Source organism: Staphylococcus carnosus (assembly GCF_900458435.1).
GTDB lineage: Bacteria > Bacillota > Bacilli > Staphylococcales > Staphylococcaceae > Staphylococcus > Staphylococcus carnosus.
This window is the reverse complement of sequence record NZ_UHCT01000001.1, coordinates 751,847-777,719: the sequence shown is the minus strand read 5'-3', so window position 1 is coordinate 777,719 and position 25,873 is coordinate 751,847. Positions and strand designations below refer to the sequence as shown.

Here is a 25,873-nt window from a genome sequence, read left to right as displayed (position 1 = left end):
CAAACATAGTGAAACCTGGTGAAATTATAGTTAAGAAAACTGAAATCGAAATCAATAAAGGAACAGATGATTCTGAAACAGTCATCACGGTTAAAAACATCGGTGACCGCCCTATTCAAGTCGGCTCTCATTATCACTTTTTCGAAGCCAATACTGGTTTGAAATTTGATAGAGAAAAAGCCTATGGAAAACACTTAGATATCCCTGCTGGCGCAGCAGTAAGATTCGAACCTGGGGATGAAAAGAAAGTACAACTTGTAGAATACAATGGCAGACGCCGTATCTACGGTTTCCGAGGTTTAGTAGATGGCGCAATTGATGAAGAACGTGTCTTCCGAGTAGAAAATGGCCATCCAAACGCCGGCGTTAAAAATGACGAAGGCAAACAAAATGCAAATAAAGAAAGTGGGGATAATCGATGAGTTTTAAAATGACACAATCGCAATATACAAGTTTGTACGGTCCCACTATTGGAGATGCTATCCGCTTAGGGGATACAAATTTGTTTGCGACAATTGAAAAAGACTTTGCAAATTATGGAGATGAAGCAACATTCGGCGGGGGTAAATCTGTACGTGACGGTATGGCGCAAAACCCAAACGTTACACGTGATGATCGCTATGTTGCTGATACTGTAATTACAAATGCTGTAATTATTGATTACGATAAAGTTTATAAAGCAGACTTAGGTATTAAAAATGGTTATATCATGAAATACGGTAAAGCCGGAAACCCAGATATTATGGATGATGTAGATATTATTATTGGGGCATCAACTGATATTATCTCTGGAGAAGGTAAAATCGTTACAGCCGGCGGTATTGATACACATGTTCACTTTATTAATCCTGAACAAGCTTACGTTGCACTTGAAAGTGGTGTAACAACACATATCGGCGGTGGTACAGGAGCTTCTGAAGGTGCAAAAGCAACTACTGTCGCACCAGGACCATGGCATATCCACCGTATGTTAGAAGCAGCTGAAGGTCTTCCAATCAATGTAGGATTTACAGGAAAAGGCCAAGCGCACAATCATACTGCTTTAATTGAACAAATCCACGCTGGCGCAATCGGTTTGAAAGTCCACGAAGACTGGGGCGCTACACCATCAGCTTTAAGCCATGCTTTAGATGTAGCAGATGATTATGATGTGCAAATTGCCTTGCACGCTGATACATTGAATGAAGCCGGCTTCATGGAAGATACTATGAAAGCAATTAAAGATAGAGTTATTCATATGTATCACACAGAAGGCGCAGGAGGCGGCCATGCACCAGATTTGATTAAATCTGCAAGCTATCCTAATGTCCTTCCTTCATCTACGAACCCAACCCTTCCTTATACAGTAAATACAATAGACGAACACTTAGATATGGTTATGATTACACATCACTTGAACGCTTCTATTCCTGAAGATATTGCATTTGCGGATTCTCGTATCAGAAAAGAAACAATTGCAGCAGAAGACGTTTTACAAGATATGGGTGTATTCAGTATGGTCAGTTCAGACTCCCAAGCAATGGATCGTGTCGGTGAAGTCATTACACGTACTTGGCAAGTTGCTCATCGCATGAAAGAACAACGCGGATATTTAGATGGCGATAAAGAGTATAATGATAACAACCGTATTAAACGTTATATTGCTAAATATACTATCAACCCTGCTATTACACACGGTATTTCAGAATATGTAGGTTCAATTGAAGAAGGTAAACTTGCAGACCTTGTCATTTGGGACCCTGCTTTCTTCGGTGTTAAACCTGAAATGATACTTAAAGCCGGAATGATTAATACAGCAGTCAATGGTGATGCTAACGGATCTATCCCTACTTCAGAACCTTTAAAATATCGTAAAATGTATGGTCAATATGGTGGTAATTTAACTGGTACAAGTATTACATTTGTGTCAAACATTGCTTATATGAATGATATTGAACGTCAATTATCATTACACCGTATGGTACGACCTGTTAAGGGTATTCGCCAACTTACTAAAAAAGATATGAAAAACAATAGTGAAACACCTAAATTAGATGTAGATCCTCAAACTTATGAAGTGTTTGTAGATGGCAAATTAATTACAAGCGAACCTGCAAAAGAATTGCCACTTGCACAACGTTACTTCTTATTCTAGGAGATAGAGTGAATTATGATAATTGAAGAAATAGTCGGCAATGTTGCTAATCTTTCAGAAGAAGAAAAACAAAAACATATTGAAAAAGTATACCTTGAAAATTCTGATTTAGTAAAAAGAATCCAACGTGTCACTACAGATCACGGCAACGAAATTGGTATTCGATTAAAAAACCCTGTTGATTTAGAATATGGAGATATTTTATATCAAGACGATCATAATATGATTGTCGTAGATGTAAATTCAGAAGATATTTTAGTGATACAACCTCGTACATTAAAGGAAATGGGAGATATTGCGCACCAACTCGGCAATCGTCACTTGCCAACGCAATTTACTGAAAATGAAATGCTTGTTCAATACGATTACCTCGTTGAAGATTTATTAAAATCTTTAGGTATCCCTTATACACGTGAAGATCGTAAAGTGAATAAAGCGTTCAGACATATCGGACATTCACATGATTGATCATCAAGCTTTAAGATTATTTCAATTCTGTGACTCTCAATTTCCTACGGGGGCTTTCAGCCACTCTTTTGGTTTAGAAACATATATTCAACGTGGCACTGTACATGATGAAGAAAGCTTTAAAGAATGGTTGAGACTCTTTTTAAGTGAACAATTAACGTATGCAGACGGACTTGCTATCCGTCTTGTATACGAAGCTTTAAATCAAAATGACCCTGAAAAGATCTTACATTTAGATCGCATGTTATTTGTTCAGAACATGCCGAGAGAAACACGTACAGGTACGAAACAAATGGGTACACGGATGGTAAAACTTGCCAATGAATTATACGATAGTGAGTGGATTCAATGGTATGAAGCACAATATAATGAAAAAAATGCGAAATTACATCCTGCTATTTGTTTTACTATGCTCGGTCATTTTCTTGGTATCGATATAGAAATGATTATTGATTATTACCTATATCAAAACGTTTCAGCGCTGACTCAAAATGCAGTAAGAGCGATACCGCTCGGACAAACTGCTGGTCAACGCGTAGTGACTGACATGATTACTTTCATGAAAACAACACGTGATCATATTTTTGAACTTGCAGAATCAGAATTTGGAATTACTGCACCAGGTTTAGAAATAAATCAAATGGAACATGAAAATGTAAACGTCAGAATATTTATTTCATAGGAGGAATAAATTATGTCTAATCCAGTTAAAATTGGAATCGGCGGCCCTGTTGGAGCAGAAAAAACCGAACTCGTAGAAAAACTTGTAAGACATCTTTCAAAAGATATGAGTATCGGTGTCATTACAAATGATATTTATACAAAAGAAGATGAAAAAATCTTAGTTAACACAGGCGTATTACCTGCTGATCGAATTATCGGCGTAGAAACAGGCGGTTGTCCGCATACTGCCATCCGAGAAGATGCTTCTATGAACTTTGCAGCAATTGATGAATTAATGGAACGTCATGGCGATTTAGATTTAATCTTTATTGAATCAGGCGGAGACAACTTGGCAGCAACTTTCAGTCCAGAGTTAGTTGACTTCTCTATTTATATTATTGATGTGGCTCAAGGTGAAAAAATTCCACGTAAAGGTGGACAAGGTATGATTAAATCTGACTTCTTTATTATTAATAAAACAGATTTAGCACCATATGTCGGCGCTTCTTTAGACCAAATGGCTGAAGATACAAATACTTTCCGTGGTAACCGTCCATTTACTTTCACAAACTTAAAAACTGAAGAAGGTTTAGACAACGTGATTGAATGGATTGAACGTGATGTATTGCTTAAAGGATTAGCTTAATGAGTAAAAATCAAGAATGGACAGGACAACTTAATCTGTCTATCTTTCATGATGGTGAACGTTCAGTTGCACGTGATATCTTTTTTGAAAAGGCATTGAAAGTCATCCGCCCTGTTTATTTAAATGGGTCGGATATTCCGACTTTCTACATTGTAAATGTCGGCGGCGGTTATTTAGATGGCGACCGTTATAAATTTGATATTCGTGTACAAGAAAACGCATCTGTCACACTGACTTCTCAGGGTGCAACAAAAATCTATAAAACATTAAAAGATCATGTTGAGCAATATCAAAATTTTCATATTGAAGATAATGCCTATCTAGAATATGTTGGAGATCCGATTATTGCATATAAAGATGCTAAATTTTATCAACGTAATCAATTCCATTTGGCTAAAACAGGTGCAATGTTTTACACTGACATTTTAACACCTGGCTATTCTCCAGATGAACGTCATTTCACATATGATTATCTCCATTTGTTAAACGAGATTTACGTAAATGATGAATTGGTCGTATTTGATAATATGCTCTTAGACCCTAACAAAAATAAAGTTGACGCCTTAGGTTATATGGAAGGCTATTCACATTTAGGTTCTTGCTACTTCATTCATCCTGATATTACGAAACAAACGCTTGATGAATTATATGAAGTGATGAAACCTTTTATGTCAGAAAATGAGTGCAGAATCGGTATTACTGAACTTGCAACACATGGTTTAGCCATTCGTATCTTAGCACATCAAACAGATATTATTGAGTCAATTTTAAAAGAAGTACAAAACAATGTTGTTAATCAATTCTATAATCGCGATGTAAACTTCTTAAGAAAATATTAAAAAGCAAAAAGCTGTTCAGCATATCATAAATATGCTGAACAGCTTTTGTTTTTTCCCATCGATCATACGTGACAACCCCCATCACTTTATCGAAAGGCTTGCGCTCACTCAAAACTTTCCTTTATCTATTTTATTTAATTCGCTTAACTGCTTGTTACTTAAATCAAAAAATTTTACTGATAGCATTGCATAAGCTTTCAATTTCTTGTCTTTGTGCTGCATCAATAACTAAAATTACAGTTCTTTCATCATTTTTATTTCTTTTTTTGCTTAATAATCCACGCTCTTTCAATTTTTGAATTGCTTTAGAAATAAAATAAGGTTTAAGATGCGATAATTGAATAATTTCTTTAACGTTGAATTCAGATCTGTCTTTTTCACTATTTTGAATGTAGTTCAGGATAAATAATTCTTCAAAAGAAATCTGTTGTTCACTTTTAATGTGTGCAGTAATTTCTCGTACCTTTTGTGCAACTGTCACAAACTTTGATAAATCATTAATAACAATCTTATTTTCCATTATGGAATTCACTCCTTCATGATGTAGGTTCAAGATGCTAGGTGAATTAATCGGAATTTTGAAATGAGTTTTGCTTATGTAAATCATTCTATAACATTTTTCTATAATAATCCATTTATTTTTAAAATTTAATAAATCATAGCGCTGATTTTCCAATTAAATGAAATCTGTTCTCACTTCTTTAAGTTATTAACCTCTATACATTTTAAATTCCAAGCATTCAATTTAATCCTCTATTAATATACTCAAATTTCACAGAATAACAACTACCTTTAAATAAAAAACGATGATATACCTAAAAAGATATACCATCGTTATTCATAATTTTATTTATTATTTTTTGCAATTTGGTAATGTGATTGTATCAAGAGTAGAAAGGCCAGCAAGTTTTAATAAATCTAACGCATGTTGCGCACCTGCTTTTCCATCTCCAGCTTCATAATGTTTGTAAGCTGCTACGCCTAAAACACCAAATGTAATTAATGAAGCAATACGAGTCATTTTTTTATTGCCGAAGCTTAAAAGATATAATAGACCGCTTGTTGCTTCCAAAGTACCTGCTACTGTAACCATTTTACTTGGTAAACCGAAATGATTTTCAAATGCATCTTTCATTTGCGGATCACCTTTTAATTTTGGTTCTGATGCTTGTAATAATTCTTTACCTACTTTAATGTTGTTTAAATAACGTAATAACATATTGATATGCTCCTTTAATTAATTATTGAAATAATCTTCTATTATAGGCTTTACCCTTTTTCCGTAAAGTTTAATAGCTTTCATTATACGTTCGTGAGGCATTGACCCGACAGGAATATGCAGCATAAAACGATTCAATCCTAATTCTTCTATAACTTTAATCATTTTTCGCGCTACAGTTTCGGGACTTCCGACAAACATTGCACCTTCATCGCTGATTTCTCTTTGGAAGTGCGCTTCAGTATATGGCGGCCAATTACGCTCTTTCGCAATAATTTCATGATGTACTTTTGTAGGCTCATAAAATTCACGTTGTGCTTGTTCATCTGTATCTGCAATATAACCCCAAGAATGAACGGCAACTGGCATATCAGCTAAATCATAGCCTCTTGATTCAGCTACTGCTCTATAAATTGCAATGTTGCGTTTAAAGCGCTTTGGATTACCTCCGATAATTGCATAAGTAATCGGTAATCCAAATTCAGCAGCTCTAATGGAAGATTCTGGTGTACCTCCAGTAGCCAGCCAAATTGGAATCTCATCTTGAACTGCACGAGGATATACACCAAGTCCTTTTATAGCAGGTCGCATTGTACCTTCCCATGTTACCACTTCATGTTGATTGATTTCTTTCAGCAACTCTAATTTTTCCACAAACAATCGGTCATAATCATCCAAGTCATAACCAAATAAAGGGAAAGATTCAATAAACGAACCACGTCCTACCATTATTTCAGCACGTCCATTGGATACCGCATCTAATGTAGCAAAGCGTTCATAGACACATACTGGATCATCAGATGATAAAACGGTTACGGCTGAACTTAATTTAATACGTTGTGTCAATGAAGCAGCTGCTGCTAAAACTGTTACTGGATCAGATACTGCATAATCTGAACGATGGTGTTCTCCTAACCCGTACACATCAAGCCCTACTTCATCAGCAAGTTTTATTTCTTCTACAATATGACGAATTCTTTCATCAGCTGATAACTTTTCTTGAACACCATTTTCTGTGTGTATGTCATTTGTATCTGCAAATGAAGTCATCCCAATTTCTACTTTCACATGTTTCACCTCGCTAGGTATAATTTTTATACTTGCATCATACCCTTTTTCTTAAAATAAGTCAACGCTTTAGATTTTTCTCCAAAAAAACTAGTTTCTTCTATAATATGGTAAAAAAATAATAGCAATAAATTCATACTCGAAATAAGTGTGCTTCATTTTTTCACTCAACTAATTTAAAAATGGTTACTTGTCTAACCTTTGAAATAACAAATATGTTAGCTGAATGTGACTCAATTTAGTATCTAACTATCGTTCAATCATATATTTAAATTGGTTTGAAATTAGATTAAATGCTATTTAAAAATACAAAATCAATATTTTTAATTTTTCTGTCAAATTACAACGTTGTAACATTAGTGATATTTACAATGAATTAATATTGTTAAAAAGTCCATAAAATCAACATTTCCACCTAATATGTCAATAAGTATGGTTATTACATACAAGTAGTTAATTATTAGAACTAAATTACAAAACGATAACAACGCACACAAACCCAAATTTTTTTGGTAAAGTAAGTCTTGTCGTTAAGAGAAAGAAAAAAACGCACTAATAAAAAATTTAAAGTAATGTAAATTAAGACACGAGAATTATTATTAAAATAAAACATTTAGCTTATTATCTTTAGGAGGATATTTTATTATGAATAAAATCGCTACAACTACAATCGCTACAGTAGGAACAGGAATCGCAGCTTTAACTTTATCTCACCACGATGCAGATGCAGCAGAAAACAATAATGGATACAACCCTAACGATCCTTATTCTTACAGCTATTCTTATACAATAGATCAACAAGGTAACTACCACTACACTTGGGAAGGTAACTGGAACAAAGATAACCGTTTCAACAATAACTACTCAACTTACGCTCAATACAACAATGGTTACAGCAATAACACTAGCAGCAACAACTACTCAAGCTACAGCAACTACAACACTGCTAACAATAACTACAGCAACTACTCAAGCTACAACAATAACAATGCTGGTTCTACACCACGTACTGGCGGAATGGGTGCTACTTACTCAACATCAGACAACAATGTTAAAGTATCAACAACTTCTGCTCCATCAACTAGCTCAAACACAATGTCTAGCCGTACTTCAAGTGGCGCTAACTACTACACTGCTGGTCAATGTACTTACTATGCATTCGATCGCGCTGGCGGTAAAGTAGGTTCAACTTGGGGCAACGCTAATAACTGGGCTAACGCAGCAGCAGCAGCTGGTTACACAGTAAACAACAGCCCTGCAGCAGGTGCTATCATGCAAACTAGCCAAGGTGCTTATGGTCACGTTGCATACGTTGAAAGTGTTAACAGCAATGGTTCAATCCGCGTTTCAGAAATGAACTACGGTCATGGTCCTGGTGTTGTAACTTCACGTACTATCTCAGCTAGCCAAGCTGCTGGATACAACTACATTCGCTAATTTAAAGTTAATAAATGATTAAACAGTTGGTACAATTTGTATCAACTGTTTTTTTGTTTCTTAAAGTCTGCTTACCTCTCTCTTTTAGAGAAATAAAATAAGCCGACAAATTCGTCTTACTGCGAATTGCCGACTTTAACTTTATACTTTTTCTTATACGCACTTTATTATCTCTACATCCAAAATGCTACCATTACCCAATAGGCAAATGCCAATATATAAAGTAACGGGAAACTTTCGGAAACAGGTTTTTTCAACTGTCTATACAAAACATAGCCGCCTAATCCTACGGCTAATGCTGTTGTAAGTACCATTCTTACAATCAGCATTTCCATTGATGCATTAAGCCCGAATTGAGGACTTCTAGTTAGTACTGCACCAATAGAAGCAATAATAATTAAAATTGTATAAACAACCGTATCCTTCGTTTTATTTGTTTGAGATAAAGTCCAAAATATCAATAATCCGAAAATCGTTGTCACAAGTATTTCATGTGCTAAAAATTCCGACATAGTAGAATCAACTCTATATTGCAAAATCGCTACGAAATACAATATAAAGCTGATCACTAAATAGATAATAGAAGGATATTTTAAAGTTAAATTATCTAAATTGAAGTATCGATGAATTCCTAGACACAATAGTAATATCGCTACAAGTATTACTACATATAACACGGAACCACCTCATTCATATTATATTATTAGCCAAATCAGCGCTTAGCTAAACATTATTAACAATATTATTTCAATAAAAATGATTGGAAAATGCAATTAATCCTTCTTCGATAACTACAATTGTATTACCACCATTATTTAGTTATACCCGATTCACTTAAAATTATTTGCGAACAATTTAAGTACCCTTTTATAATCATCTAAATAAGCAAAAAACACTTATGAATCATAACGTTTCATAAGTGTTTTTTTATATTTTATGTTATTTGCTTAACGTATATTATCCATGTTGCGTGTAGTGTATTTCGTTTGGTGACTTCACTTTTTTACAGTCCAACCCGTAAATGCATAGAATAATGCGAAGACAATACATAAATAACAAGGTACTGTCCAAATAAAGTAAGAATATACATCTACACCAAGCTGTTGTGTGTAATAAATACCTGATGTTCCCCATGGAATCAATGGAATAATCATCGTACCTGAATCTTCTAGTGTACGTGAAAGGTTTGTTCTAGATAAGTGCATTTCATCATACATATCATAGAGCAACATACCTACTACAATGATTACCACAGAAGCAACCCCAGCAGCAAGTACCATAATCAATCCTGAAACGATTGTTACTAAAATCAATGTACCTGGTGAAGTGACTTTGTCTTTGATTGTATCTAGAAGAACAGTCAGACATCCAGACTTTTCAACAATACCTGCAAAAGCATAACCGCAAAATATAGTAACGATAACTTGTGTCATACTCATCATGCCGCCTTGTGCAAGCAATGTTGATGCCTTTTCATTCAAATGTATATGATGTGTAATCATATCTGGTTTGAAGCCATCAAATGCAGCTTTAAAACCATCAGCCAGTTTAAAATGGTGGTTAAATGATCCTACTAATATCGCAGCAACACTTGATACTAACATTGCCGGTACTGTAGAAAAACGGAATAATAAACAAGCAATAATCACTAATGCAGGTATCCAAACTGTAAAGTTCAAATGGTATACACCTTCAATTTGATGTAATAGCGCATTGATTTGGCTTTTATCTGCACCTGATTTATGTTTAAGCCCTGCAAAGAACCATACAACAATACCAACTAGTGATGCTGGTATAGTCGTCCAAAGCATCGCTTTGATGTGTGAGAATATATTTACGTTTGTTACCATTGCTGCAAGGTTTGTTGTATCTGATAATGGTGATAATTTATCTCCGAAAACCGCCCCAGCAATGATTGCACCAGCTGCCATTCCTGCATCAATATTTAATTGATGTGCAATCGCAATTAATGCAATCCCTGCTGTAGACGCAGATCCCCATGCTGTTCCTGTTGCCATAGATGTAATTGCTGAAATAATGAATGCTGAAACAAGGAAGTAATTCGGGTTAAGTAATTTTAATCCATAATATATTAAGGCAGGAACAGTCCCTGAATACATCCATGTTCCTACGATAATTCCTACACATAAAATAATGTAGATGGTCGGCATGGCTGTACCGAGCCTTGCTGTAATACCTTCTTCTAAGTCTTTCCAACGCAAACCTACACGCCATGCAATCACAGAAGCATAGGCAGCTGATAAGATGAGAAGCGGTTGTACGGGTATACCGAATACTACAAACCCTACAATAACTAAAATCATCATGACAATAATTGTAGAAGCCGCTTCTAAAAATGTTGGTTTTCGCTTCATATCCATTCCCCCTGTTCAATTTTAATCTAATCCGACTTTTTCACGTCCTAATTCATCAATTGTTAAACCTTCATCAAAGAAATCACGTTCTAAGATTGTTGATGCAATTACAATAATTGCATCTATATTAGGCGTTTCTACCCCAATTTCACGCCCAAGACTTGACCATAAAACTAATCCATACGCAATATCCTCTGTTAAATAACGATTTTTAACTTTATTTGGTCCAGGAATTTGTGAGAAGACCGGACTTTCATTAAACAATCGATTAAGCGGTTCATCTTCATCATTACGTTCCAAGTATCCACGCTGAATACGTGCTTCTTTAGCTGTCTGTAATTCGAAACCTAATCGACGTCCTAAAGAAAGGCGTTCTAATTCAACAGCATGCAACAAGCGTACTGTGTGTTTTGTAATACCTTCTTTATATAATGAGAAGTCTCCTGAATAATCAATTCGTCCTACATTCAATAAAGTTGGTCCTGGATGTACTTCTGGGTTCCCGTTTTCTAAATTCGTTTTCCATAAATTCTCTTCTTTAACAATATTAGGATAGATTTGTTCTACTTTCTCAAAATCATCACTAAGTTGATCTTGATAAAAAGAAGTAAAATAGAGTTTACGTACATTAAGTGATAAATCTACGACTGCATTATCAAAATCAACTCGCGTACCGTATGTTAAGGAATTTACTTCTGCAAAATGGGGACGTACATCAATATGTTCATCCTCTAATACATTGATAAAGCGTGCTGATCCCATAGCAGCTGCCATATTGAAGAAAATAAGCTGGTTTTCATTCACAAAAGGCGCCATAATTTTTGCATAATATTCAATAAAAGTAGAAGGGATAATCACTTGAATAATTTCAGCATCTGAAATTACTTCTTCAATATCATCACTGACATTCGTGAAGTTAACGAAGCTTTCTTCTCCTTCATTATGAAAGTGGAAACCACCCTGTTCTATTGCTTTATCAAATTTTTCGATAGAAGCATTTCGGCAATATAATTTAACATCATGGCCTTGATTTGTCATATCTACAGCTGATGTGACAGCACCATTACCTGAACCTACAATTGCGATTTTCATAACTTAACCTTCTTTCTTTAAATTATCATGAGTATGTGAGACCGCTATAAGCTTTATAGAATGGATAAAGATATAGACGGTCTCTCAACTTAAAATGAAACATATGTACTTATTTATATAGCCTTTATGAAAAAATTAGAAACTGTCATCACTTATCAGGTTTTATATGTAAACGCTTACCTAACTGTCACGACAGTTTCTATCACTGCATAAATAGTATGTTATACGTATCGTAACATGACTAAGCAAATATTAAAATATAATTTTGTTACCTAATACTAATTTTTCAAAATTTATAATTTGAAACTTCGTTCATAGTCTGCAGTTCTTATAAATATCGATTATTAAACAACATATTTGTTGAAAATGTATGATTTCCATATCTTTATCTTTCAATTACTGTTATATTTAACTCAACAAATGGATATAGGAGGTCCACTTATGGATAATAATCCAGAATTTGAACCTGTATACGATGAAGTTGAAAAATACGAACAGTTTCCAACTCAAGACGAAAGATTATTTGCGAGCTTAATTTATATTTTAAGTTTCTTTACTTCAATTATCGGCCCTTTAATTGTTTGGTTGATTAAAGGTTCTGAATCCCAATTTGTAAATAAAACTGGAAAAGATTATTTTAACTCAGTTATTTCTTACACAATTTGGTTTTTAATTTCTACTGTCTTAATGTTAGTGTTAATCGGTTTTGTTACTTTTGTAGTATTAGCTATCATGCATTTCATTTTCAGTATTGTAGCAGCTGTCAAAGCCTATAATGGAGAAAAATATTTAATTCCATTATCTATCCCATTTCTCAAATAAGTTTGTAAAAGCGAAGCCTTCAGCGCTTCGTTTTTTATACTCAAAATTCATATATTGTAAGTCTCATTTAAATTTGAGAGAATATATAATGTTGACAAATTAATATTGATAGGAGGTAGAAAAGTGCGCTGGTTAAAAGTTATTTTAGCTGGAATCGTAGAAATCATATGGGTTACTTGCATTAAAAATGCAGACTCAGTTCTTAGTTGGAGCATTACACTCTTAATAATTGCACTCAGTTTTGCACTTGTGATTTCAGCATGCAAAACCTTACCAGTCGGTACAGCTTATGCCATCTTTGTGGGTATTGGTACTGTAGGCACTGTCATTATAGATATGGTCTTTTATGGTGACCCATTCAGCTTTACCAAGTTGTTTCTACTCGCCCTACTATTAATCGGTATTTTAGGTTTAAAACTTTCTACTGATAATGAAGAAAGCGAGGGAACATCCTAATGGCATGGATCTATTTATTAATTGCCGGATGCTTTGAAATATTAGGTGTAATATTATTAAATGAGCTTAACCGTACTGGCAAGAAAATCTTTATTTTATATTTAGGTATTGCGTTTATATTCAGTTTCAGCATACTTTCACTTTCAATGAGAGAGATACCAATGGGAACAGCATATGCTATTTGGACAGGTATTGGCACTGGTGGCGGAACACTGATTAGCATGATTTTTTATAATGAATCTAAAAATATCTGGCGAATTACTTTTATTGGTCTAATTGTTGTTTCTGCAGTTGGACTTAAACTTATCACATAAGATTAAGAAAGTGTTTTCATTGTTTCTATAACATCCTTTTAATATACTTGATATAAGAAGTCAGAAAAGGAGTGTTTTTATATGGCAAAGGTATTTATTGCTGGTCCCATTCCGCAAGTTGGATTGGATATCTTAGAAAAACATCAAATTGAAATTGATATGTATGATGGTCCAGGTGTAGTGGATCAAGAAACATTAAAAAAACGTGTTAAAGATGCCGATGCTTTAATTAGCATTCTTTCTACTAACGTAGATAAAGAAGTAATTGATAGTGGAGAAAATCTTAAAATTATTGCAAACTATGGCGCTGGTTTTAATAACGTAGACATTGACGCTGCTAAAGCAAAAGGTATTTATGTAACAAATACACCAGACGTTTCAACACGTTCAACAGCTGAACTTACATTTGCACTTGTACTTGCTGTTGCTCGCCGTATTCCTGAAGGCGACCAATTATCTCGTACGAAAGGCTTTGATGGCTGGGCACCATTATTCTTCAGAGGACGTGAAGTTTCAGGTAAAGTACTTGGTATTGTCGGATTAGGTGCTATCGGTTCAGCAGTAGCAAAACGTGCCAAAGCATTTGATATGGATGTCTTATATACAGGTCCTCATCGTAAGGAAGAAAAAGAACGTGAACTCGGTGTTAAATATGTAGATTTAGATACGATGTTGGAAAAAGCAGACTTTATTACAATTAATGCTGCTTATAAACCAGAATTGCATCACATGTTTGATACTGAGCAATTAAAAAAAATGAAAGATACAGCTTATCTTGTTAATGCAGCAAGAGGTCCGATTGTAAATGAACAAGCACTCGCAGATGCTTTAAAAAATAAAGATATCGAAGGTGCAGCACTTGATGTTTATGAATTCGAACCTGAAATCAATGATGATTTGAAATCATTGGATAATGTAGTTATTACACCGCATATCGGTAATGCTACTTTTGAAGCACGTGATGCAATGGCTAAAATTGTTGCTGATAATACAGTGGATGTCATTAAAGAAGATAAAGCTCCAAAATATATTGTTAATGGTGTTGAAAAATAAATCACCTGTTTAAAGACAAAAAATCCGGAACATTCATGATAGAGTGTTCCGGATTTTTTATACTTTATTTTTCTTTAGTTTTATAGATAAATTTTACTTGGCTGCTAATGAGTTTTGAAGGCAAACGCTTCATCAATGCATTTCGCAAACCAACTAACAAACCATTAGCTAATTGTGCTTGTTTACCAATTTTTCTAGATTTTTTAATTACTTTTGCAGTATGTTTAACACGTAACTTGTCATATCTTGCTAGAGCTTCTCTAAAATCATATTCTTTTAAGCAATTTGCCAATACAATAGCATCTTCCATAGCTTGACCTGCACTTTGTCCCAAATTCGGTGTTGTTGCATGTGCGGCATCACCTAATAATACAGTACGTCCAAAGACAAAAGTCTTTAACGGTGTTAAATCATAAATATCATGGTGTAAAATTCCTGTTTCGCTTGTTTGATCAAATATACGGCGTACTTCATTTGGATAATGATTATAATAAGCTTGAATATATGGTTTCGTAAAATCATTAAATTTAGGGTCGCCTTGTTTGGCATTCACTGAAATAAACCAATAAGCTTTGTTATCCAGCATAGGGACTATACCGATTCGCCCTTTCGGCCCCCAATATTCTTTAGCAGTATTGGGATCTGATAATCTTATATCGTCTACCATACCTCTAAATACCGTATAGCCTTGATAGTTTACCGTAGATTTAGGGTCAAGTTCTTGTCGAATAATAGAATGAAGCCCATCTGCCCCAATGCATAAATCAAAGTCTGACTGTGCTCCGTTCTCTTCTGTCAAAGTTACTTTAGAGCTGTTTTGTTCAATTCGAATAATTTTATGATTAGTGTGAATAGCCTCTTCTGGTACATAAGATTTAATAATGTCAATCAAAGTTTGACGCGGCAATGTCAGATTGATAGTTCCTTTTTTCAGGTAAGCTTTGTTTAAGATGTTCCCATGGTCATCTAAAAACTCCAGCTCATTAATAACTTGGCCTGCGTTTTTAATACCTTTGGCTAAATCATGGTTTCCAAGTTTGTCTATCACATTCCCGCCGATACCAATACCAGCACCTACTTCTTCAATTTTATTGTGCTGTTCAAATACATGTACTTCATTATCGTTTTCGTGTAATAGCGCAGCAGCTGTTAAACCACCGATACCGCCACCTACGATTGCTATTTTCATATCCTAACACCTCATTTTCACGTTATCTTTATTCTATCATATTCCCTCTTTAGTCAATCAATACTGTTCTCACACAAAAAGAGGGTTGCCCCTCTTAAATATTTATTGCTTATAATAATTTTTACGTATATGATCTTTTTTAATACCATACTTTTCATAATAATGATCCATAGCTCTCGCTATTTTACTATCCCAATCAATATCGCTCGCATATTGATGTTGCCCTGGATTTTTTGGGTTCCAGCGCATTTGATAAAGTGTAAGCTGTTCTTTATCAAAATACTCTTTTCTAACAAAAGAAGCACCGCCTAAAATTGCTTTTTCAGGAGAAGTCCATTTTTGTTGTTTTGCATAACTGTGGCCATGTTTCATGGCATCTTCATCAAACGCTCCGATACCAAAAAAATTATAATAACGTTTACCTTTATATGGAATGCCTTTTGCTAAATCAGATTGGCCATTGCCTGTTTCAACTAATGCATGACTAATTAAATAAATCACATTAACACCATATTTATCTTGTGCCTTTAAAAAAGTTGAACCTTGTTTTTCAAAGATGCCTTTACCTTTCAGCATTTTATTAACTTCTTTTTCATCCATCGGCACTTTTTCAGAAATATCCATGTAATTGATATTGTGATTTTGTTTTTTAATCGTCATTGCATTTTTCACATCTTCTTTAGATGCATTAATGAAACGACCATTATCTTCTTTAGTATTCAACATACCTTCACCTGTCTGTAATTTCACAGCATCCTCAAAAGTATGTGTTTGATCATGTTTAAATAAATTAGTCTCATTAATAATCATTAAAATCGCAAATATCGCCACAATGACACTGATTAAAATGATTAAAAATTTTTTCTTAAATGTACGGCTCATTTCCTGTACCTCTCAATTTATTTATTTTAACAAGAAGTATGCCAATATAATTACGCCTATTACAATTACAAACGAAATGTTTACAATAATCTTCATTCCTGTTCTGTCACGGAATAAAACATTAAACATCATTAAACTGATAGTAATTGCAACTGCGAACATTGTAATTGCTAAAACGAGTTTCATCATAATTAAAAGTACAAAACCTAAAACAACAAAGACATTAGATATAATGGCTAGTGCTTTTAATATATTAGGGTTGATTGTCCTCACCCTCTTTCTTTCAAAAATCTAATCGTTACTAATCTATCTTCCTACTAAATTTTATCACATTATGTAAAAAAAGAGCTGATCCTCTTTCAAAAGATAAGATCAGCTCTAAAAGGTTGACGCATATTAGTCTTCGCGTGACATACCTTTTAAGATATTTAAGAAATAAGTAATACTCTTGTTGGCATCTTCGTCTTTCAATAAACCAACTAAGCTGCCGACTGTTGTACGTTGGTTCGGACTTGCTTGATTTGCGTTTTCCAAACCTTTATTTACTTTTTCAAGCATATCTTGTAAGTTAGGTACATTTAATTTACCAATCATAAATACTAATGGAGCTAAGTTATTTAATACACCAGTGTATTGTTCTTTTCTCAACTCTTTCGTAAATTTACCAGTAATAAATCCGCGGCTTTCTACTGCACCGATAGATGCATCTAAAATCTTAGCATCATCAAGTACTTTCATTAAACGGATTGCTTTGATAATCACGTCTTTGTTTTCTGCAATCGCATCTGTTACTTCTGCAAGATCATCTGCTTTTTGCTTTTCCGGCGGGATTTCCATTCGTTTAATTTTTCTAATGTTTTCAGCCATCGTTTCTCACCTGATTTCCTGGGAATACGTAGTCTGGACGTGCCCATTTTTTCTGAACTTGAACACTGTATTGCGGATTACGTTCTGTATCTACACGGAAGTTAGCAGGGTTCAATGGTGATCTGCCTCGGCGTGTAATTACTTCCATACGGCAAGATGTACGTTTGTATGATGGAGTATCTGTATCTTTATCAACATCACTATTAGTTAATAAGTTAACTGCACCAAGTGTGCCATCTTCTTCCGCATCGTTGTTCAATGGAATATAGATTTCATTACCTTTAACACGGTCTGTTACGTGAACCATTAATTTAACTTCACCAGTAGATGAAATTAATTTAACTTCTCCACCTTCATGAACACCGCGGCGTTCAGCAAGTTCTGGAGAAATTTCCACATATACGTTAGGAACTTTGTATTTAATACCAGGAACGTGGTAAGTCATGTTACCTTCATGGAAGTGTTCTAATAAACGACCATTGTTAACGTGCAAGTCATATTCTTCATCTTGTTTGAAGAAGTTATCAAATGTTAATGGATATAATTTCGCACGTTTATTAGGGAAGTTGAATCCGCCAAGATACAAGATTGGTTCATCTGTACCATCTGGAGCAACTGGCCATTGTAATGATTTGAAACCTTCAAGTCTTTCATAAGTTACACCAGCAAATGTTGGTGTTAAGCTTGCCATTTCATCCATGATTTCACTTGGATGTGAATAATTCCAGTCAAAGCCCATTTTGTTAGCAATCATTTGCATGATTTGCCAGTCAGGTTTTGATTCACCAAGTGGTTCCATAACTTGATACAAGCGTTGGATACGACGTTCAGTATTTGCAAATGTACCTTCTTTTTCAAGTGAAGGGCTTGCAGGTAATACAACGTTCGCAAAGCGTGCTGTTTGTGTTAAGAACGCATCTTGTACAACTAAGAAGTCAACTTTTTCTAAAGCTGCTTGTACGAAGTTGATATTAGCATCAACGATACCAGTATCTTCACCGTAAATGTACATTGCGTCAATTTCGTCGTTATGAATACCTTCCATCATTTGATGGTTGTCACGACCTGCTTTCGGTGGTAATTCTACGCCGTAAGCTTTTTCGAATTTCGCACGAACTTCGTCATCTTCGACACCTTGGTAACCAGGGAATTTGTCTGGCATACTACCAGCATCACTACAACCTTGTACGTTGTTGTGTCCACGTAATGGATAAGCACCGCAACCAGGTTTTCTGTAGTTACCTGTAACAAGCAATAAGTTAGAGATTGCTGTACTAGTATCACTACCGATGTCTTGTTGAGTAACACCCATTGCCCAACAGATACTTACGCCTTCTGCTGCAACAACGTTATGTGCAAATTCAATAAGATCTTCTTTTGGAATACCAGTTGTTTCTTCAGCAAATTCCATAGTGAATGGTGCTAATGATTTATAGTAATCATCGAAATAGTCAACCCATTCATCAATAAATGCTTTATCATGCATATCATTATCAATGATGTATTTAGTTACTGCTGACATCCATGCTAAGTCAGTACCTGGTTTAGGTTGATAGAAGAAGTCAGCACGTTCTGCCATTTCGTGACGACGGATATCAAATACTACAAGTTTATTACCGTATAATTTGTGTCCGCGTTTAATTTTAGAAGCGATAACTGGATGCGCTTCAGCTGTGTTAGTACCAACCAAGACAACCATGTCTGAATGCATAAGGTCATCACTTGAACCTGAGTCACCGCCGTGACCAACAGTTCTGAATAAACCTTTTGTAGCTGGTGCTTGGCAATAACGTGAACAGTTATCCACGTTGTTTGTACCAATTACTTGACGAGCAAGTTTTTGCATTAAATATGATTCTTCAATAGTACCTTTAGAAGAAGCGATAAATGATAATGCATCTGCACCTTTTTCCGCTTTAATTCGACGGAAGTTTTCGCTGATAACATTTAAAGCTTCTTCCCATTCTACTTCTACGAACTCGTCACCTTTACGAACAAGCGGTCTTGTTAGACGCTCTTCAGAGTTGACGAAGTCCCAACCGAATTTACCTTTAATACAAGTTGAAACGCGGTTCGCAGGTGAATCGTGTTGAGGTTGAACTTTAAGGATTTCGCGGCCTTTAGTCCAAACATCAAAAGTACATCCCACACCACAGTATGTACATACTGTTTTCGTCTTAGACATATATTCGTTACGCATTGCAGATTCGCCATTTGATACGCCCATTAATAAGCCGTAACCTGGTTCTGCTTCTTTAGTCAATTCAATCATGTCTGCTAAAGTACCTGGTTCAATGTCAGTCATATAACCTGCATTACCAACCATTTTATTTTCCATCATAGCGTTACATGGACAAACTGTTGCACATTGACCACAGTTAACACAAGATGATTCATTGATTGATACATCATTGTCCCAGATAACTCTTGGTTGTTCACGTTCCCAGTCAATAGATAAAGTTTCATTGACTTGAACGTCTTGACATACTTCTACACAACGTCCGCAAAGGATACATTGGTTAGGGTCATAACGATAAAATGGACCAAAGTCTTTTTCATATGGCTTCGGTTTATATTCGTATGATTGTTCCTCGATACCCCATTCATCCATTGTATTATGAATGTCACAGTCACCATTGTTATAGTCACAAACTGTACAATAAAGAATGTGTTTTTCTAAGATGCGGTCTAAAGCTTCTTTTTGGCTGGCTTTTACATCGCTGTTTGTTGTGTTGACAACCATTGGACGATCAATTGTCGTACCGCATGCGCGTTCAATTTTCCCGTCAATTTCTACTGCACACGTATCACAAGTTTGGATAGGTCCTAATGATTCGTTATAACAGATTGACGGCACAAATGTTTCTTGCGACTTAATGAAGGCAAGAAGATTTGTTCCTGGTTCCACAAGATAGTCTTTTCCATCTAAAGTGATGACAAGATGTTCTTGCATATAATCACCCCTATATTCTGAGGTTATCTAAAGAATTTAAGTGCTATACAAAATAACATGGCTCAAGTTGCCTCTGATTGATGAGGGTTAGAGACGTTTTGAAAAAAGTCGCTTTCTATCAACAATATATGGATGGCGGCAATCATATTTATGTAAGACATCATCATAAACAAAGCAACCTTCCTATTCTTTATTAAAAAGATTAATTGTATGAAGCATGCAACTTATCATGTACTTGCATAATACTTTTTTAGAATCAAGATAGACTCTAAAAATTCAACTCCCTTTGTCAAACCTCTACTTTTATATATTATCCGTAAATATTCGAAGACTAAATCTTTTTTGCCCCACGCAATTAAAAAAATAGTCTTGTTACTAATTCTAGTACTTTTGGTCTTAAATGTTAAGTCCCATACTTATATAATTTCTCAAAAGTTGATATATTAAACCAATTAATAATTACATTCTACTCTTTTTTACATTAAACTACTTATAAACTCATTTTGTTGAATATTAAAAGTGAAATAAAAGGCAATTAGAAAGAGGATTTCAAAAAAAAGCGGCATGTAACATGCCGACTTTTTCTATTTATCGTGTAATCTGCCCAAAATCTCTTGTTTAACAACATTAATTGCATCGTCAAATTCTGAACCGCCATGATTCGCATCAGCATGTGCAATTAATGAGTTGACCAAGTCTAAATCATTATATTCACTTACTCTTAGTTTGAATTGATCTAGACCAACTTCGACAGATCCACCATCTTTTTGAAATTCATTGATTTTATAATAGCCATCGGCGCCTAAACCGCCTTCATCTACCATTTCTGAAACATCTTGTTCTTCTTGTTCATTCACTTTGTTTTCGTCATGATTATTTGTCATCATTAATTCCCCCTTCTCCCTTCGTAATACCCTAAAACTCGAAGTTTATTTGTACATAATTTAAACTTTTAGAGTAAAAAAATACCGAGAATCAGTAAATAACCTGAAACTCGGCATTTTGTATCATTCTAATTATAAATCTAAATTAGATCTTAATAGTTCCGTCATATTTTCTAAAGAAGCTTTGTCAGGAACAAAGTAGTACAGACCATCATCTTGAATACCGCCGCTACCTTGTAATTGATGACGTCTTACATTTTCATTGGCATCTTTATATTTCGAACGAATTGTATTCAATTGTCCTAAAGTTAAGTCAGTCTTAACATTTTTTTCAATTTGGTTTGTAACACCATTGAAGTTTGTAATAGATTTAACACTTGTTAACTCATTGGCAATACCTTGTAATACGAGTTGTTGACGTTCTTGACGACCAAAGTCTCCGCCAGCACCTTCTTCTTTACGTGAACGAATGAAAGCAAGTGCTTTATCTCCATCTAAATGAACCTTTTTACCTTTTACAAAGTTATAACCATCTGTACTAAATGTTGAATTGCTGACAACATCGACGCCTCCAAGAGCATCTACCATTCCATGCATACCATCCATGTCAATCGTAGCATAATGATCAATCGGTACATTCATTAATTTTTCTAAAGATTTAACAGCCATATTCGGACCGCCATAAGCATAAGCGTGGTTAATCTTCTCAGTAGTACCGTGTCCTACAATTTCTGCTTGTGTATCACGCGGAATGCTGACGATTTCAGTTTTTTTCTTATCTGGATTAATAGATAAAATCATAATTGAATCTGAACGTTCACCATCATTTTCACTTTTACGCTGTGCATCTGAATCTACACCAAACAATGCAATAGTGAAAGGTTCTCCTTTATTCAAATCCACTTTTTCTTTTCTTAGTTCTGATTTGCTTCTGTCCAATGGGTTATGTATATTGCCCCCTACTGCAAAAATTTTCACTGCTAAGTAAATTGCAGCAACTACAGCAAGTAATACTAAAATACCAAAAACCCATAATAATACCTTAGGAACTGTGCCCATTTTTCTTTTGGGATCCTCTGTTCTTCTCACCCAACCACTCCTCACACATTGTCTATATTAATTTTAATTACTTAACAAACACATTATATTATATCTATTTTTATAAAACATGATACTTAAGTCTTATTAATGAAATCAGCTTGATATCCGCCATTTTCATTTAAAATATTTAAAACTGCTTTATGGCACCCTGGATTACTGATGATGAACGGACCTGCTTTTGAAAAATCAAGAGGCTCTCCTTGTAAATCAGTCATTTTCAAACCTAGTTCTTTAGCAAACAAGAATTGAGCAGAAATATCCCAAGGTTTAGAATTTGTATTAATATGTGCACCAAATTGTCCTTTAATAACCCTCACTGAATCTAAACCGCATGACCCTATCAAACGATAACTAAAAGCAGCTTCTTTCAAATCTTTCAATGTTGTTTCATTTAAAACATAGATATTATAGGATAAAATCAAATACTTAATATCTCGCTCGACAACGGTAGGCAACGGCGTTTCATTTTCAAATGCACCTACACCTTTAATCGCTTTATAAAGTACTTTATGCGGATAATCATAGATATAAGATAACTGTGCTTCACCATCTGCAAAATAGCTCAAGATAATACAATAATCCGTTTGTTGTTTAACAAGATTCGCTGTACCATCGATAGGATCCATAATCCATACATCACCATGTTTTGCATCTACTAAATCATTATTCTTCTCCTCAGCAAAAAGCTGATGTGATGGGTAGTGGGTTTGTAAAAACATTTCAAATTTATCTTGAATCATACGATCTACATTTGTGACTAAATCAAATTGATTCGCCTTTGTCTCTGTATGCATATCTGCTATCAATTGCGGGATAATATCGTCTAGTCCCTTTAACCATTGTCTTATTTCTTTATCAAGATGAATGCGTTCTGTTTTATTCAAACTTTACACCTCAAATCAATTAATTTTATTATGTATTATTATTATTTTAGCATGTAAAACTAGAAAAAAGTGAATAACTTTCAATTTTTCATATTAAAAAACCGACTAGCGATACTAGTCGGCATAGAAAGGAAAGTAAGTAATAATATTGAAGATGTTTATTAACTAGTGATTTGCACGTTTTTAATAAATCACACGACTATGATTTATCATTACCCCTTTGTTACATCAGTGCTATCTCCTAGTTACTATTGAAAGTGTAACATACCTTTTTAATAAATGTAAGCGTTTACTTTAAAATTTTTCATACTTTTTAGCATTTTTTTTGCGAATAAATATCATATTATACTAAATATGATATAATCATTATAATATGTAATATATGGGAGGTGGCATATATGAATAAAGTTGAACGCCAAAATAAATTAATTCAATTTATTGAAACGAATGATCAACTAACTGCTACACAACTTGCGAAAAAATTAGAAGTTTCTAAACGAACAATTTTGCGTGATATACAAGATCTTGAAAATCAAGGTGTTCAAATCATCGCAAAGCAAGGTGTTCTTGGTGGTTACCGTATTCAACCAGATCATTCACCCATCAAGCTAGAATTGACCGAAGATCAAATGCTCGCTTTATTTATGACATTAAACGAAAGTCAGTCATATACAAAATTGCCTTACCGTAAAGAAATTCAACAACTCATCAAAAAATGTTTAAATCAACCAGCCACCCATATTCGCCGGATTTTAAAACGAATGGATCGATATATAAAATTCGAATCCAATCCTAATGAAGCCCTACCTCATACTTTTTCTGACTTACTTATTTATTGTGCCGAACGTAATGTCATGTTGGCAGAGTATGAAATGAATGGAACATTAGAAAAAGAAAATGTGATTTTTATCGGATTAATTTGTCGCAAAGCAGATTGGCATGTTGTTATTTTTGATATTGGCCGAGGCAATACTAAAGAAATCTCAATTGCAGATATAAAAGACATTTCTTATTCTTTCCAAAAAACAGTTAAAACACATGATATTTCTATTTATAACTACCAAAAATTTTTAAATCCAACTGATTCTGCAAACTGATCAGTTGGATTTTTTAGTGTTCTTATTTAATTAAGCATTCAAATAACTTTTCCAGTTATAAATCAGCTGAAGAATGCAGTCATGATAAATGAAACGAGATTATTTGTCATGTGAATAAAAATTGTTGCTGCGGTATTTTTACCAGATTTAAAGTATACATAAACTAAAGCAACTGCGATAATAAAGTATGAACCAAATTCAAATGGTGATGTTGCACCAATCACATGCATACCAGCAAATGTAATAGCAGAAATAACACCCATCACAATATAATTAAATTTCTTTCCTAACTCGCCAATTATCACATTTCTAAAGAATAGTTCTTCCACCACTGGCGCTAATATTACTACAAATAAAAAACTCAATGGTAAAAAAGCTGGATTTTTAAAAAGTACATCTAAACTCTCTTCATTTTGAGTTTCTTTAAATCCAATTCCTTCAGGCAACATGGCCATTAATTGATTGTATAATGATTCCAATCCCATAACGATGAGAAGCACAATCACTAAAAATAGCCAATGTTTTTTAACATATGCCCATCCTGCGCTTAAACGACCAGGCATTTCTTGATAATGAAAATAATAAAAAACAATTAAAACAACTATGTAACTTAACATTTGCCCGATGGCGCCTACGCCGTTCAGTGTGTCTTCATTAAATGGTGCATGGAAGTTTAAAGCTACAAGCATCTCAAGTCCAGAAAATGCAAATATTCCTACAAGTGCAATGGGCAGCAGCCATAAATCTCTCCATGCTGGTTTATCTTTTCTTAAAACCATGATGGCCCCCTAAATAATGTTTCGTATAAGTATAACGCTATTAATATATTATATTCTACCAATATTTTAATCACAAATATTTTTGCATAAGGAGATTACTTCACATGACAACAACATCTTTAAATGATATGTACAAAAATTTAGTATTTATTTTGAGTAAAAGCGAAGCGTGTAATAGTGCACTGTTTCGTTCAAAACAAAAAGAAGTACTGTCGATTGCTACTGATATCAATACCTTTATACAAAAAGAATTACAACGAATAACAACTTATACAAGTGCACTTACATATTTTGAAAAACAATATTTGGATGTGTTAAGTTCACTATCATTGTATCCATTAACGACAATAGATGTAGGCGAATTTCAATCTGTATTTGTACAATGGAAATCGCCTATTATTAGATTAATATATGAAATCATAGATGCTTCAAATCAATCTATCCGTACTTGATTGATGGTTTATTTTCCTTGAAAATAGGTATCTTAATAGTAGTTGCAGTCAATTTAAAATTCACAATTGTCTAACTTAATAACGTATAGTACACTAGGTACAATTAACTTTATCATGTTGTAAGTACAGTTTTTGGGAGGATATCTGACTTACTTGATAGGAAAAAGCAACTATGTTTTTCCTATCAAAATGATATTGG

At 34.3% G+C, this 25,873-nt stretch carries 28 protein-coding genes; 13 read left to right on the top strand and 15 right to left on the bottom strand.

The window, feature by feature from the left end:
* Positions 1 to 8: 8 nt before the first annotated feature.
* The 6 genes from ureB to DYE31_RS03400 are packed head-to-tail and all read left to right on the top strand — an operon-like array spanning position 9 to position 4,750.
* Positions 9 to 422, top strand: coding sequence for an urease subunit beta (gene ureB, locus DYE31_RS03425; RefSeq protein ID WP_015901022.1), 414 nt, complete (start codon positions 9 to 11; stop codon positions 420 to 422).
* Positions 419 to 2,134 (top strand): urease subunit alpha, encoded by a 1,716-nt coding sequence (gene ureC / locus DYE31_RS03420; RefSeq protein ID WP_015901023.1) that lies wholly within the window; start codon positions 419 to 421, stop codon positions 2,132 to 2,134. Before ureB ends, ureC begins: the two co-directional genes overlap by 4 nt.
* 15 nt (positions 2,135 to 2,149) lie before the next feature.
* Complete coding sequence (gene ureE / locus DYE31_RS03415) at positions 2,150 to 2,602, top strand: urease accessory protein UreE (RefSeq protein ID WP_015901024.1); 453 nt, start codon at positions 2,150 to 2,152, stop codon at positions 2,600 to 2,602.
* Positions 2,595 to 3,284 (top strand): urease accessory protein UreF, encoded by a 690-nt coding sequence (locus DYE31_RS03410; RefSeq protein WP_015901025.1) that lies wholly within the window; start codon positions 2,595 to 2,597, stop codon positions 3,282 to 3,284. The genes ureE and DYE31_RS03410 overlap by 8 nt, the downstream gene beginning before the upstream one ends.
* 12 nt (positions 3,285 to 3,296) lie before the next feature.
* Positions 3,297 to 3,911 (top strand): urease accessory protein UreG, encoded by a 615-nt coding sequence (ureG, locus tag DYE31_RS03405; RefSeq protein WP_015901026.1) that lies wholly within the window; start codon positions 3,297 to 3,299, stop codon positions 3,909 to 3,911.
* The gene (locus DYE31_RS03400) at positions 3,911 to 4,750 is read left to right on the top strand and encodes an urease accessory protein UreD (RefSeq protein ID WP_015901027.1); all 840 of its coding nucleotides are present in this window, start codon (positions 3,911 to 3,913) and stop codon (positions 4,748 to 4,750) included. Before ureG ends, DYE31_RS03400 begins: the two co-directional genes overlap by 1 nt.
* Before the next feature lie 163 nt (positions 4,751 to 4,913).
* On the opposite strand, the gene DYE31_RS03395 is transcribed toward DYE31_RS03400, so the two are convergent.
* The 3 genes from DYE31_RS03395 to DYE31_RS03385 form a co-directional block, all read right to left on the bottom strand.
* Positions 4,914 to 5,270: a transcriptional regulator, SarA/Rot family gene (locus DYE31_RS03395; RefSeq protein WP_015901028.1), complete on the bottom strand. Its 357-nt coding sequence runs from the start codon at positions 5,268 to 5,270 to the stop codon at positions 4,914 to 4,916.
* A 333-nt stretch (positions 5,271 to 5,603) separates the two neighbouring features.
* Positions 5,604 to 5,969 carry a DoxX family protein gene (locus DYE31_RS03390; protein WP_015901029.1) on the bottom strand — a complete coding sequence of 122 codons (366 nt, stop codon included), beginning with the start codon at positions 5,967 to 5,969 and terminating at the stop codon, positions 5,604 to 5,606.
* Positions 5,970 to 5,987: 18 nt separating this feature from the next.
* The gene (locus tag DYE31_RS03385; protein WP_015901030.1) at positions 5,988 to 7,037 is read right to left on the bottom strand and encodes an LLM class flavin-dependent oxidoreductase; all 1,050 of its coding nucleotides are present in this window, start codon (positions 7,035 to 7,037) and stop codon (positions 5,988 to 5,990) included.
* Positions 7,038 to 7,682: 645 nt separating this feature from the next.
* Here DYE31_RS03385 and DYE31_RS03380 point away from each other — a divergent pair.
* Positions 7,683 to 8,474: a CHAP domain-containing protein gene (locus tag DYE31_RS03380; protein WP_115314361.1), complete on the top strand. Its 792-nt coding sequence runs from the start codon at positions 7,683 to 7,685 to the stop codon at positions 8,472 to 8,474.
* Between the two features lie 173 nt (positions 8,475 to 8,647).
* On the opposite strand, the gene DYE31_RS03375 is transcribed toward DYE31_RS03380, so the two are convergent.
* The 3 genes from DYE31_RS03375 to DYE31_RS03365 form a co-directional block, all read right to left on the bottom strand.
* Positions 8,648 to 9,151, bottom strand: a complete 504-nt coding sequence (locus tag DYE31_RS03375) for a hypothetical protein (protein ID WP_015901032.1) — start codon at positions 9,149 to 9,151, stop codon at positions 8,648 to 8,650.
* A gap of 318 nt (positions 9,152 to 9,469) precedes the next feature.
* A complete protein-coding gene (nhaC, locus tag DYE31_RS03370) occupies positions 9,470 to 10,849 on the bottom strand; it encodes a Na+/H+ antiporter NhaC (RefSeq protein ID WP_015901033.1) in 1,380 nt (459 codons plus the stop codon).
* A 21-nt stretch (positions 10,850 to 10,870) separates the two neighbouring features.
* Positions 10,871 to 11,941, bottom strand: a complete 1,071-nt coding sequence (locus tag DYE31_RS03365; RefSeq protein ID WP_015901034.1) for an NAD/NADP-dependent octopine/nopaline dehydrogenase family protein — start codon at positions 11,939 to 11,941, stop codon at positions 10,871 to 10,873.
* A gap of 441 nt (positions 11,942 to 12,382) precedes the next feature.
* Here DYE31_RS03365 and DYE31_RS03360 point away from each other — a divergent pair, with 441 nt between their 5' ends.
* From DYE31_RS03360 to DYE31_RS03345, 4 genes are all read left to right on the top strand, one after another.
* Positions 12,383 to 12,763, top strand: a complete 381-nt coding sequence (locus DYE31_RS03360; RefSeq protein ID WP_015901035.1) for a DUF4870 domain-containing protein — start codon at positions 12,383 to 12,385, stop codon at positions 12,761 to 12,763.
* Positions 12,764 to 12,886: 123 nt separating this feature from the next.
* On the top strand, positions 12,887 to 13,219 hold the full coding sequence (locus tag DYE31_RS03355) for a DMT family transporter (RefSeq protein WP_015901036.1): 333 nt from the start codon (positions 12,887 to 12,889) through the stop codon (positions 13,217 to 13,219).
* Positions 13,219 to 13,533, top strand: a complete 315-nt coding sequence (locus DYE31_RS03350; RefSeq protein WP_015901037.1) for a DMT family transporter — start codon at positions 13,219 to 13,221, stop codon at positions 13,531 to 13,533. Before DYE31_RS03355 ends, DYE31_RS03350 begins: the two co-directional genes overlap by 1 nt.
* An 81-nt stretch (positions 13,534 to 13,614) precedes the next feature.
* Positions 13,615 to 14,586: a 2-hydroxyacid dehydrogenase family protein gene (locus tag DYE31_RS03345; protein WP_015901038.1), complete on the top strand. Its 972-nt coding sequence runs from the start codon at positions 13,615 to 13,617 to the stop codon at positions 14,584 to 14,586.
* A gap of 64 nt (positions 14,587 to 14,650) precedes the next feature.
* Here the strand turns inward: DYE31_RS03345 and DYE31_RS03340 are convergent, their stop codons facing one another.
* From DYE31_RS03340 to DYE31_RS03305, 8 genes are all read right to left on the bottom strand, one after another.
* Positions 14,651 to 15,775: an FAD-dependent monooxygenase gene (locus DYE31_RS03340; RefSeq protein WP_015901039.1), complete on the bottom strand. Its 1,125-nt coding sequence runs from the start codon at positions 15,773 to 15,775 to the stop codon at positions 14,651 to 14,653.
* 102 nt (positions 15,776 to 15,877) lie between these two features.
* Positions 15,878 to 16,657, bottom strand: a complete 780-nt coding sequence (locus DYE31_RS03335) for an N-acetylglucosaminidase (RefSeq protein WP_015901040.1) — start codon at positions 16,655 to 16,657, stop codon at positions 15,878 to 15,880.
* Positions 16,658 to 16,678: 21 nt separating this feature from the next.
* Positions 16,679 to 16,930, bottom strand: coding sequence for a hypothetical protein (locus DYE31_RS03330; RefSeq protein ID WP_015901041.1), 252 nt, complete (start codon positions 16,928 to 16,930; stop codon positions 16,679 to 16,681).
* A gap of 123 nt (positions 16,931 to 17,053) precedes the next feature.
* Positions 17,054 to 17,524 carry a helical membrane plugin domain-containing protein gene (locus tag DYE31_RS03325; RefSeq protein ID WP_041613013.1) on the bottom strand — a complete coding sequence of 157 codons (471 nt, stop codon included), beginning with the start codon at positions 17,522 to 17,524 and terminating at the stop codon, positions 17,054 to 17,056.
* A complete protein-coding gene (gene fdhF / locus DYE31_RS03320; protein WP_015901043.1) occupies positions 17,517 to 20,477 on the bottom strand; it encodes a formate dehydrogenase subunit alpha in 2,961 nt (986 codons plus the stop codon). The genes DYE31_RS03325 and fdhF overlap by 8 nt, the downstream gene beginning before the upstream one ends.
* 584 nt (positions 20,478 to 21,061) lie before the next feature.
* On the bottom strand, positions 21,062 to 21,361 hold the full coding sequence (locus DYE31_RS03315) for a hypothetical protein (protein ID WP_231635377.1): 300 nt from the start codon (positions 21,359 to 21,361) through the stop codon (positions 21,062 to 21,064).
* Positions 21,362 to 21,493: 132 nt separating this feature from the next.
* On the bottom strand, positions 21,494 to 22,420 hold the full coding sequence (locus tag DYE31_RS03310; protein ID WP_174221505.1) for an LCP family glycopolymer transferase: 927 nt from the start codon (positions 22,418 to 22,420) through the stop codon (positions 21,494 to 21,496).
* Positions 22,421 to 22,536: 116 nt separating this feature from the next.
* Positions 22,537 to 23,346, bottom strand: coding sequence for an inositol monophosphatase family protein (locus DYE31_RS03305; protein WP_015901047.1), 810 nt, complete (start codon positions 23,344 to 23,346; stop codon positions 22,537 to 22,539).
* Positions 23,347 to 23,744: 398 nt separating this feature from the next.
* On the opposite strand from DYE31_RS03305, the gene DYE31_RS03300 reads away from it, so the two are divergent.
* Entirely contained in the window at positions 23,745 to 24,443 is a 699-nt protein-coding gene (locus tag DYE31_RS03300; RefSeq protein WP_015901048.1) for a helix-turn-helix transcriptional regulator, read from the top strand.
* Between the two features lie 62 nt (positions 24,444 to 24,505).
* Here DYE31_RS03300 and DYE31_RS03295 read toward each other — a convergent pair whose 3' ends face one another.
* Positions 24,506 to 25,222: a CPBP family intramembrane glutamic endopeptidase gene (locus tag DYE31_RS03295; RefSeq protein WP_015901049.1), complete on the bottom strand. Its 717-nt coding sequence runs from the start codon at positions 25,220 to 25,222 to the stop codon at positions 24,506 to 24,508.
* Positions 25,223 to 25,326: 104 nt separating this feature from the next.
* Between DYE31_RS03295 and DYE31_RS03290 the strand changes: the two genes are divergently transcribed.
* On the top strand, positions 25,327 to 25,674 hold the full coding sequence (locus DYE31_RS03290; protein WP_015901050.1) for a hypothetical protein: 348 nt from the start codon (positions 25,327 to 25,329) through the stop codon (positions 25,672 to 25,674).
* Positions 25,675 to 25,873: the final 199 nt, after the last annotated feature.

Coding starts and splice junctions, on each gene's coding strand:
- DYE31_RS03380 (WP_115314361.1), top strand. CDS start 7,683: ATGAATAAAATCGCTACAACTACAATCGCTACAGTAGGAACAGGAATC.
- DYE31_RS03400 (WP_015901027.1), top strand. CDS start 3,911: ATGAGTAAAAATCAAGAATGGACAGGACAACTTAATCTGTCTATCTTT.
- DYE31_RS03310 (WP_174221505.1), bottom strand. CDS start 22,420: ATGGGCACAGTTCCTAAGGTATTATTATGGGTTTTTGGTATTTTAGTA.
- DYE31_RS03390 (WP_015901029.1), bottom strand. CDS start 5,969: ATGTTATTACGTTATTTAAACAACATTAAAGTAGGTAAAGAATTATTA.
- ureC (WP_015901023.1), top strand. CDS start 419: ATGAGTTTTAAAATGACACAATCGCAATATACAAGTTTGTACGGTCCC.
- DYE31_RS03315 (WP_231635377.1), bottom strand. CDS start 21,361: ATGACAAATAATCATGACGAAAACAAAGTGAATGAACAAGAAGAACAA.
- DYE31_RS03340 (WP_015901039.1), bottom strand. CDS start 15,775: ATGAAAATAGCAATCGTAGGTGGCGGTATCGGTGGTTTAACAGCTGCT.
- DYE31_RS03410 (WP_015901025.1), top strand. CDS start 2,595: ATGATTGATCATCAAGCTTTAAGATTATTTCAATTCTGTGACTCTCAA.
- DYE31_RS03300 (WP_015901048.1), top strand. CDS start 23,745: ATGAATAAAGTTGAACGCCAAAATAAATTAATTCAATTTATTGAAACG.
- DYE31_RS03395 (WP_015901028.1), bottom strand. CDS start 5,270: ATGGAAAATAAGATTGTTATTAATGATTTATCAAAGTTTGTGACAGTT.
- DYE31_RS03295 (WP_015901049.1), bottom strand. CDS start 25,222: ATGGTTTTAAGAAAAGATAAACCAGCATGGAGAGATTTATGGCTGCTG.
- DYE31_RS03365 (WP_015901034.1), bottom strand. CDS start 11,941: ATGAAAATCGCAATTGTAGGTTCAGGTAATGGTGCTGTCACATCAGCT.
- ureE (WP_015901024.1), top strand. CDS start 2,150: ATGATAATTGAAGAAATAGTCGGCAATGTTGCTAATCTTTCAGAAGAA.
- DYE31_RS03345 (WP_015901038.1), top strand. CDS start 13,615: ATGGCAAAGGTATTTATTGCTGGTCCCATTCCGCAAGTTGGATTGGAT.
- DYE31_RS03360 (WP_015901035.1), top strand. CDS start 12,383: ATGGATAATAATCCAGAATTTGAACCTGTATACGATGAAGTTGAAAAA.
- DYE31_RS03335 (WP_015901040.1), bottom strand. CDS start 16,657: ATGAGCCGTACATTTAAGAAAAAATTTTTAATCATTTTAATCAGTGTC.
- fdhF (WP_015901043.1), bottom strand. CDS start 20,477: ATGCAAGAACATCTTGTCATCACTTTAGATGGAAAAGACTATCTTGTG.
- DYE31_RS03350 (WP_015901037.1), top strand. CDS start 13,219: ATGGCATGGATCTATTTATTAATTGCCGGATGCTTTGAAATATTAGGT.
- DYE31_RS03290 (WP_015901050.1), top strand. CDS start 25,327: ATGACAACAACATCTTTAAATGATATGTACAAAAATTTAGTATTTATT.
- ureG (WP_015901026.1), top strand. CDS start 3,297: ATGTCTAATCCAGTTAAAATTGGAATCGGCGGCCCTGTTGGAGCAGAA.
- nhaC (WP_015901033.1), bottom strand. CDS start 10,849: ATGAAGCGAAAACCAACATTTTTAGAAGCGGCTTCTACAATTATTGTC.
- DYE31_RS03325 (WP_041613013.1), bottom strand. CDS start 17,524: ATGGCTGAAAACATTAGAAAAATTAAACGAATGGAAATCCCGCCGGAA.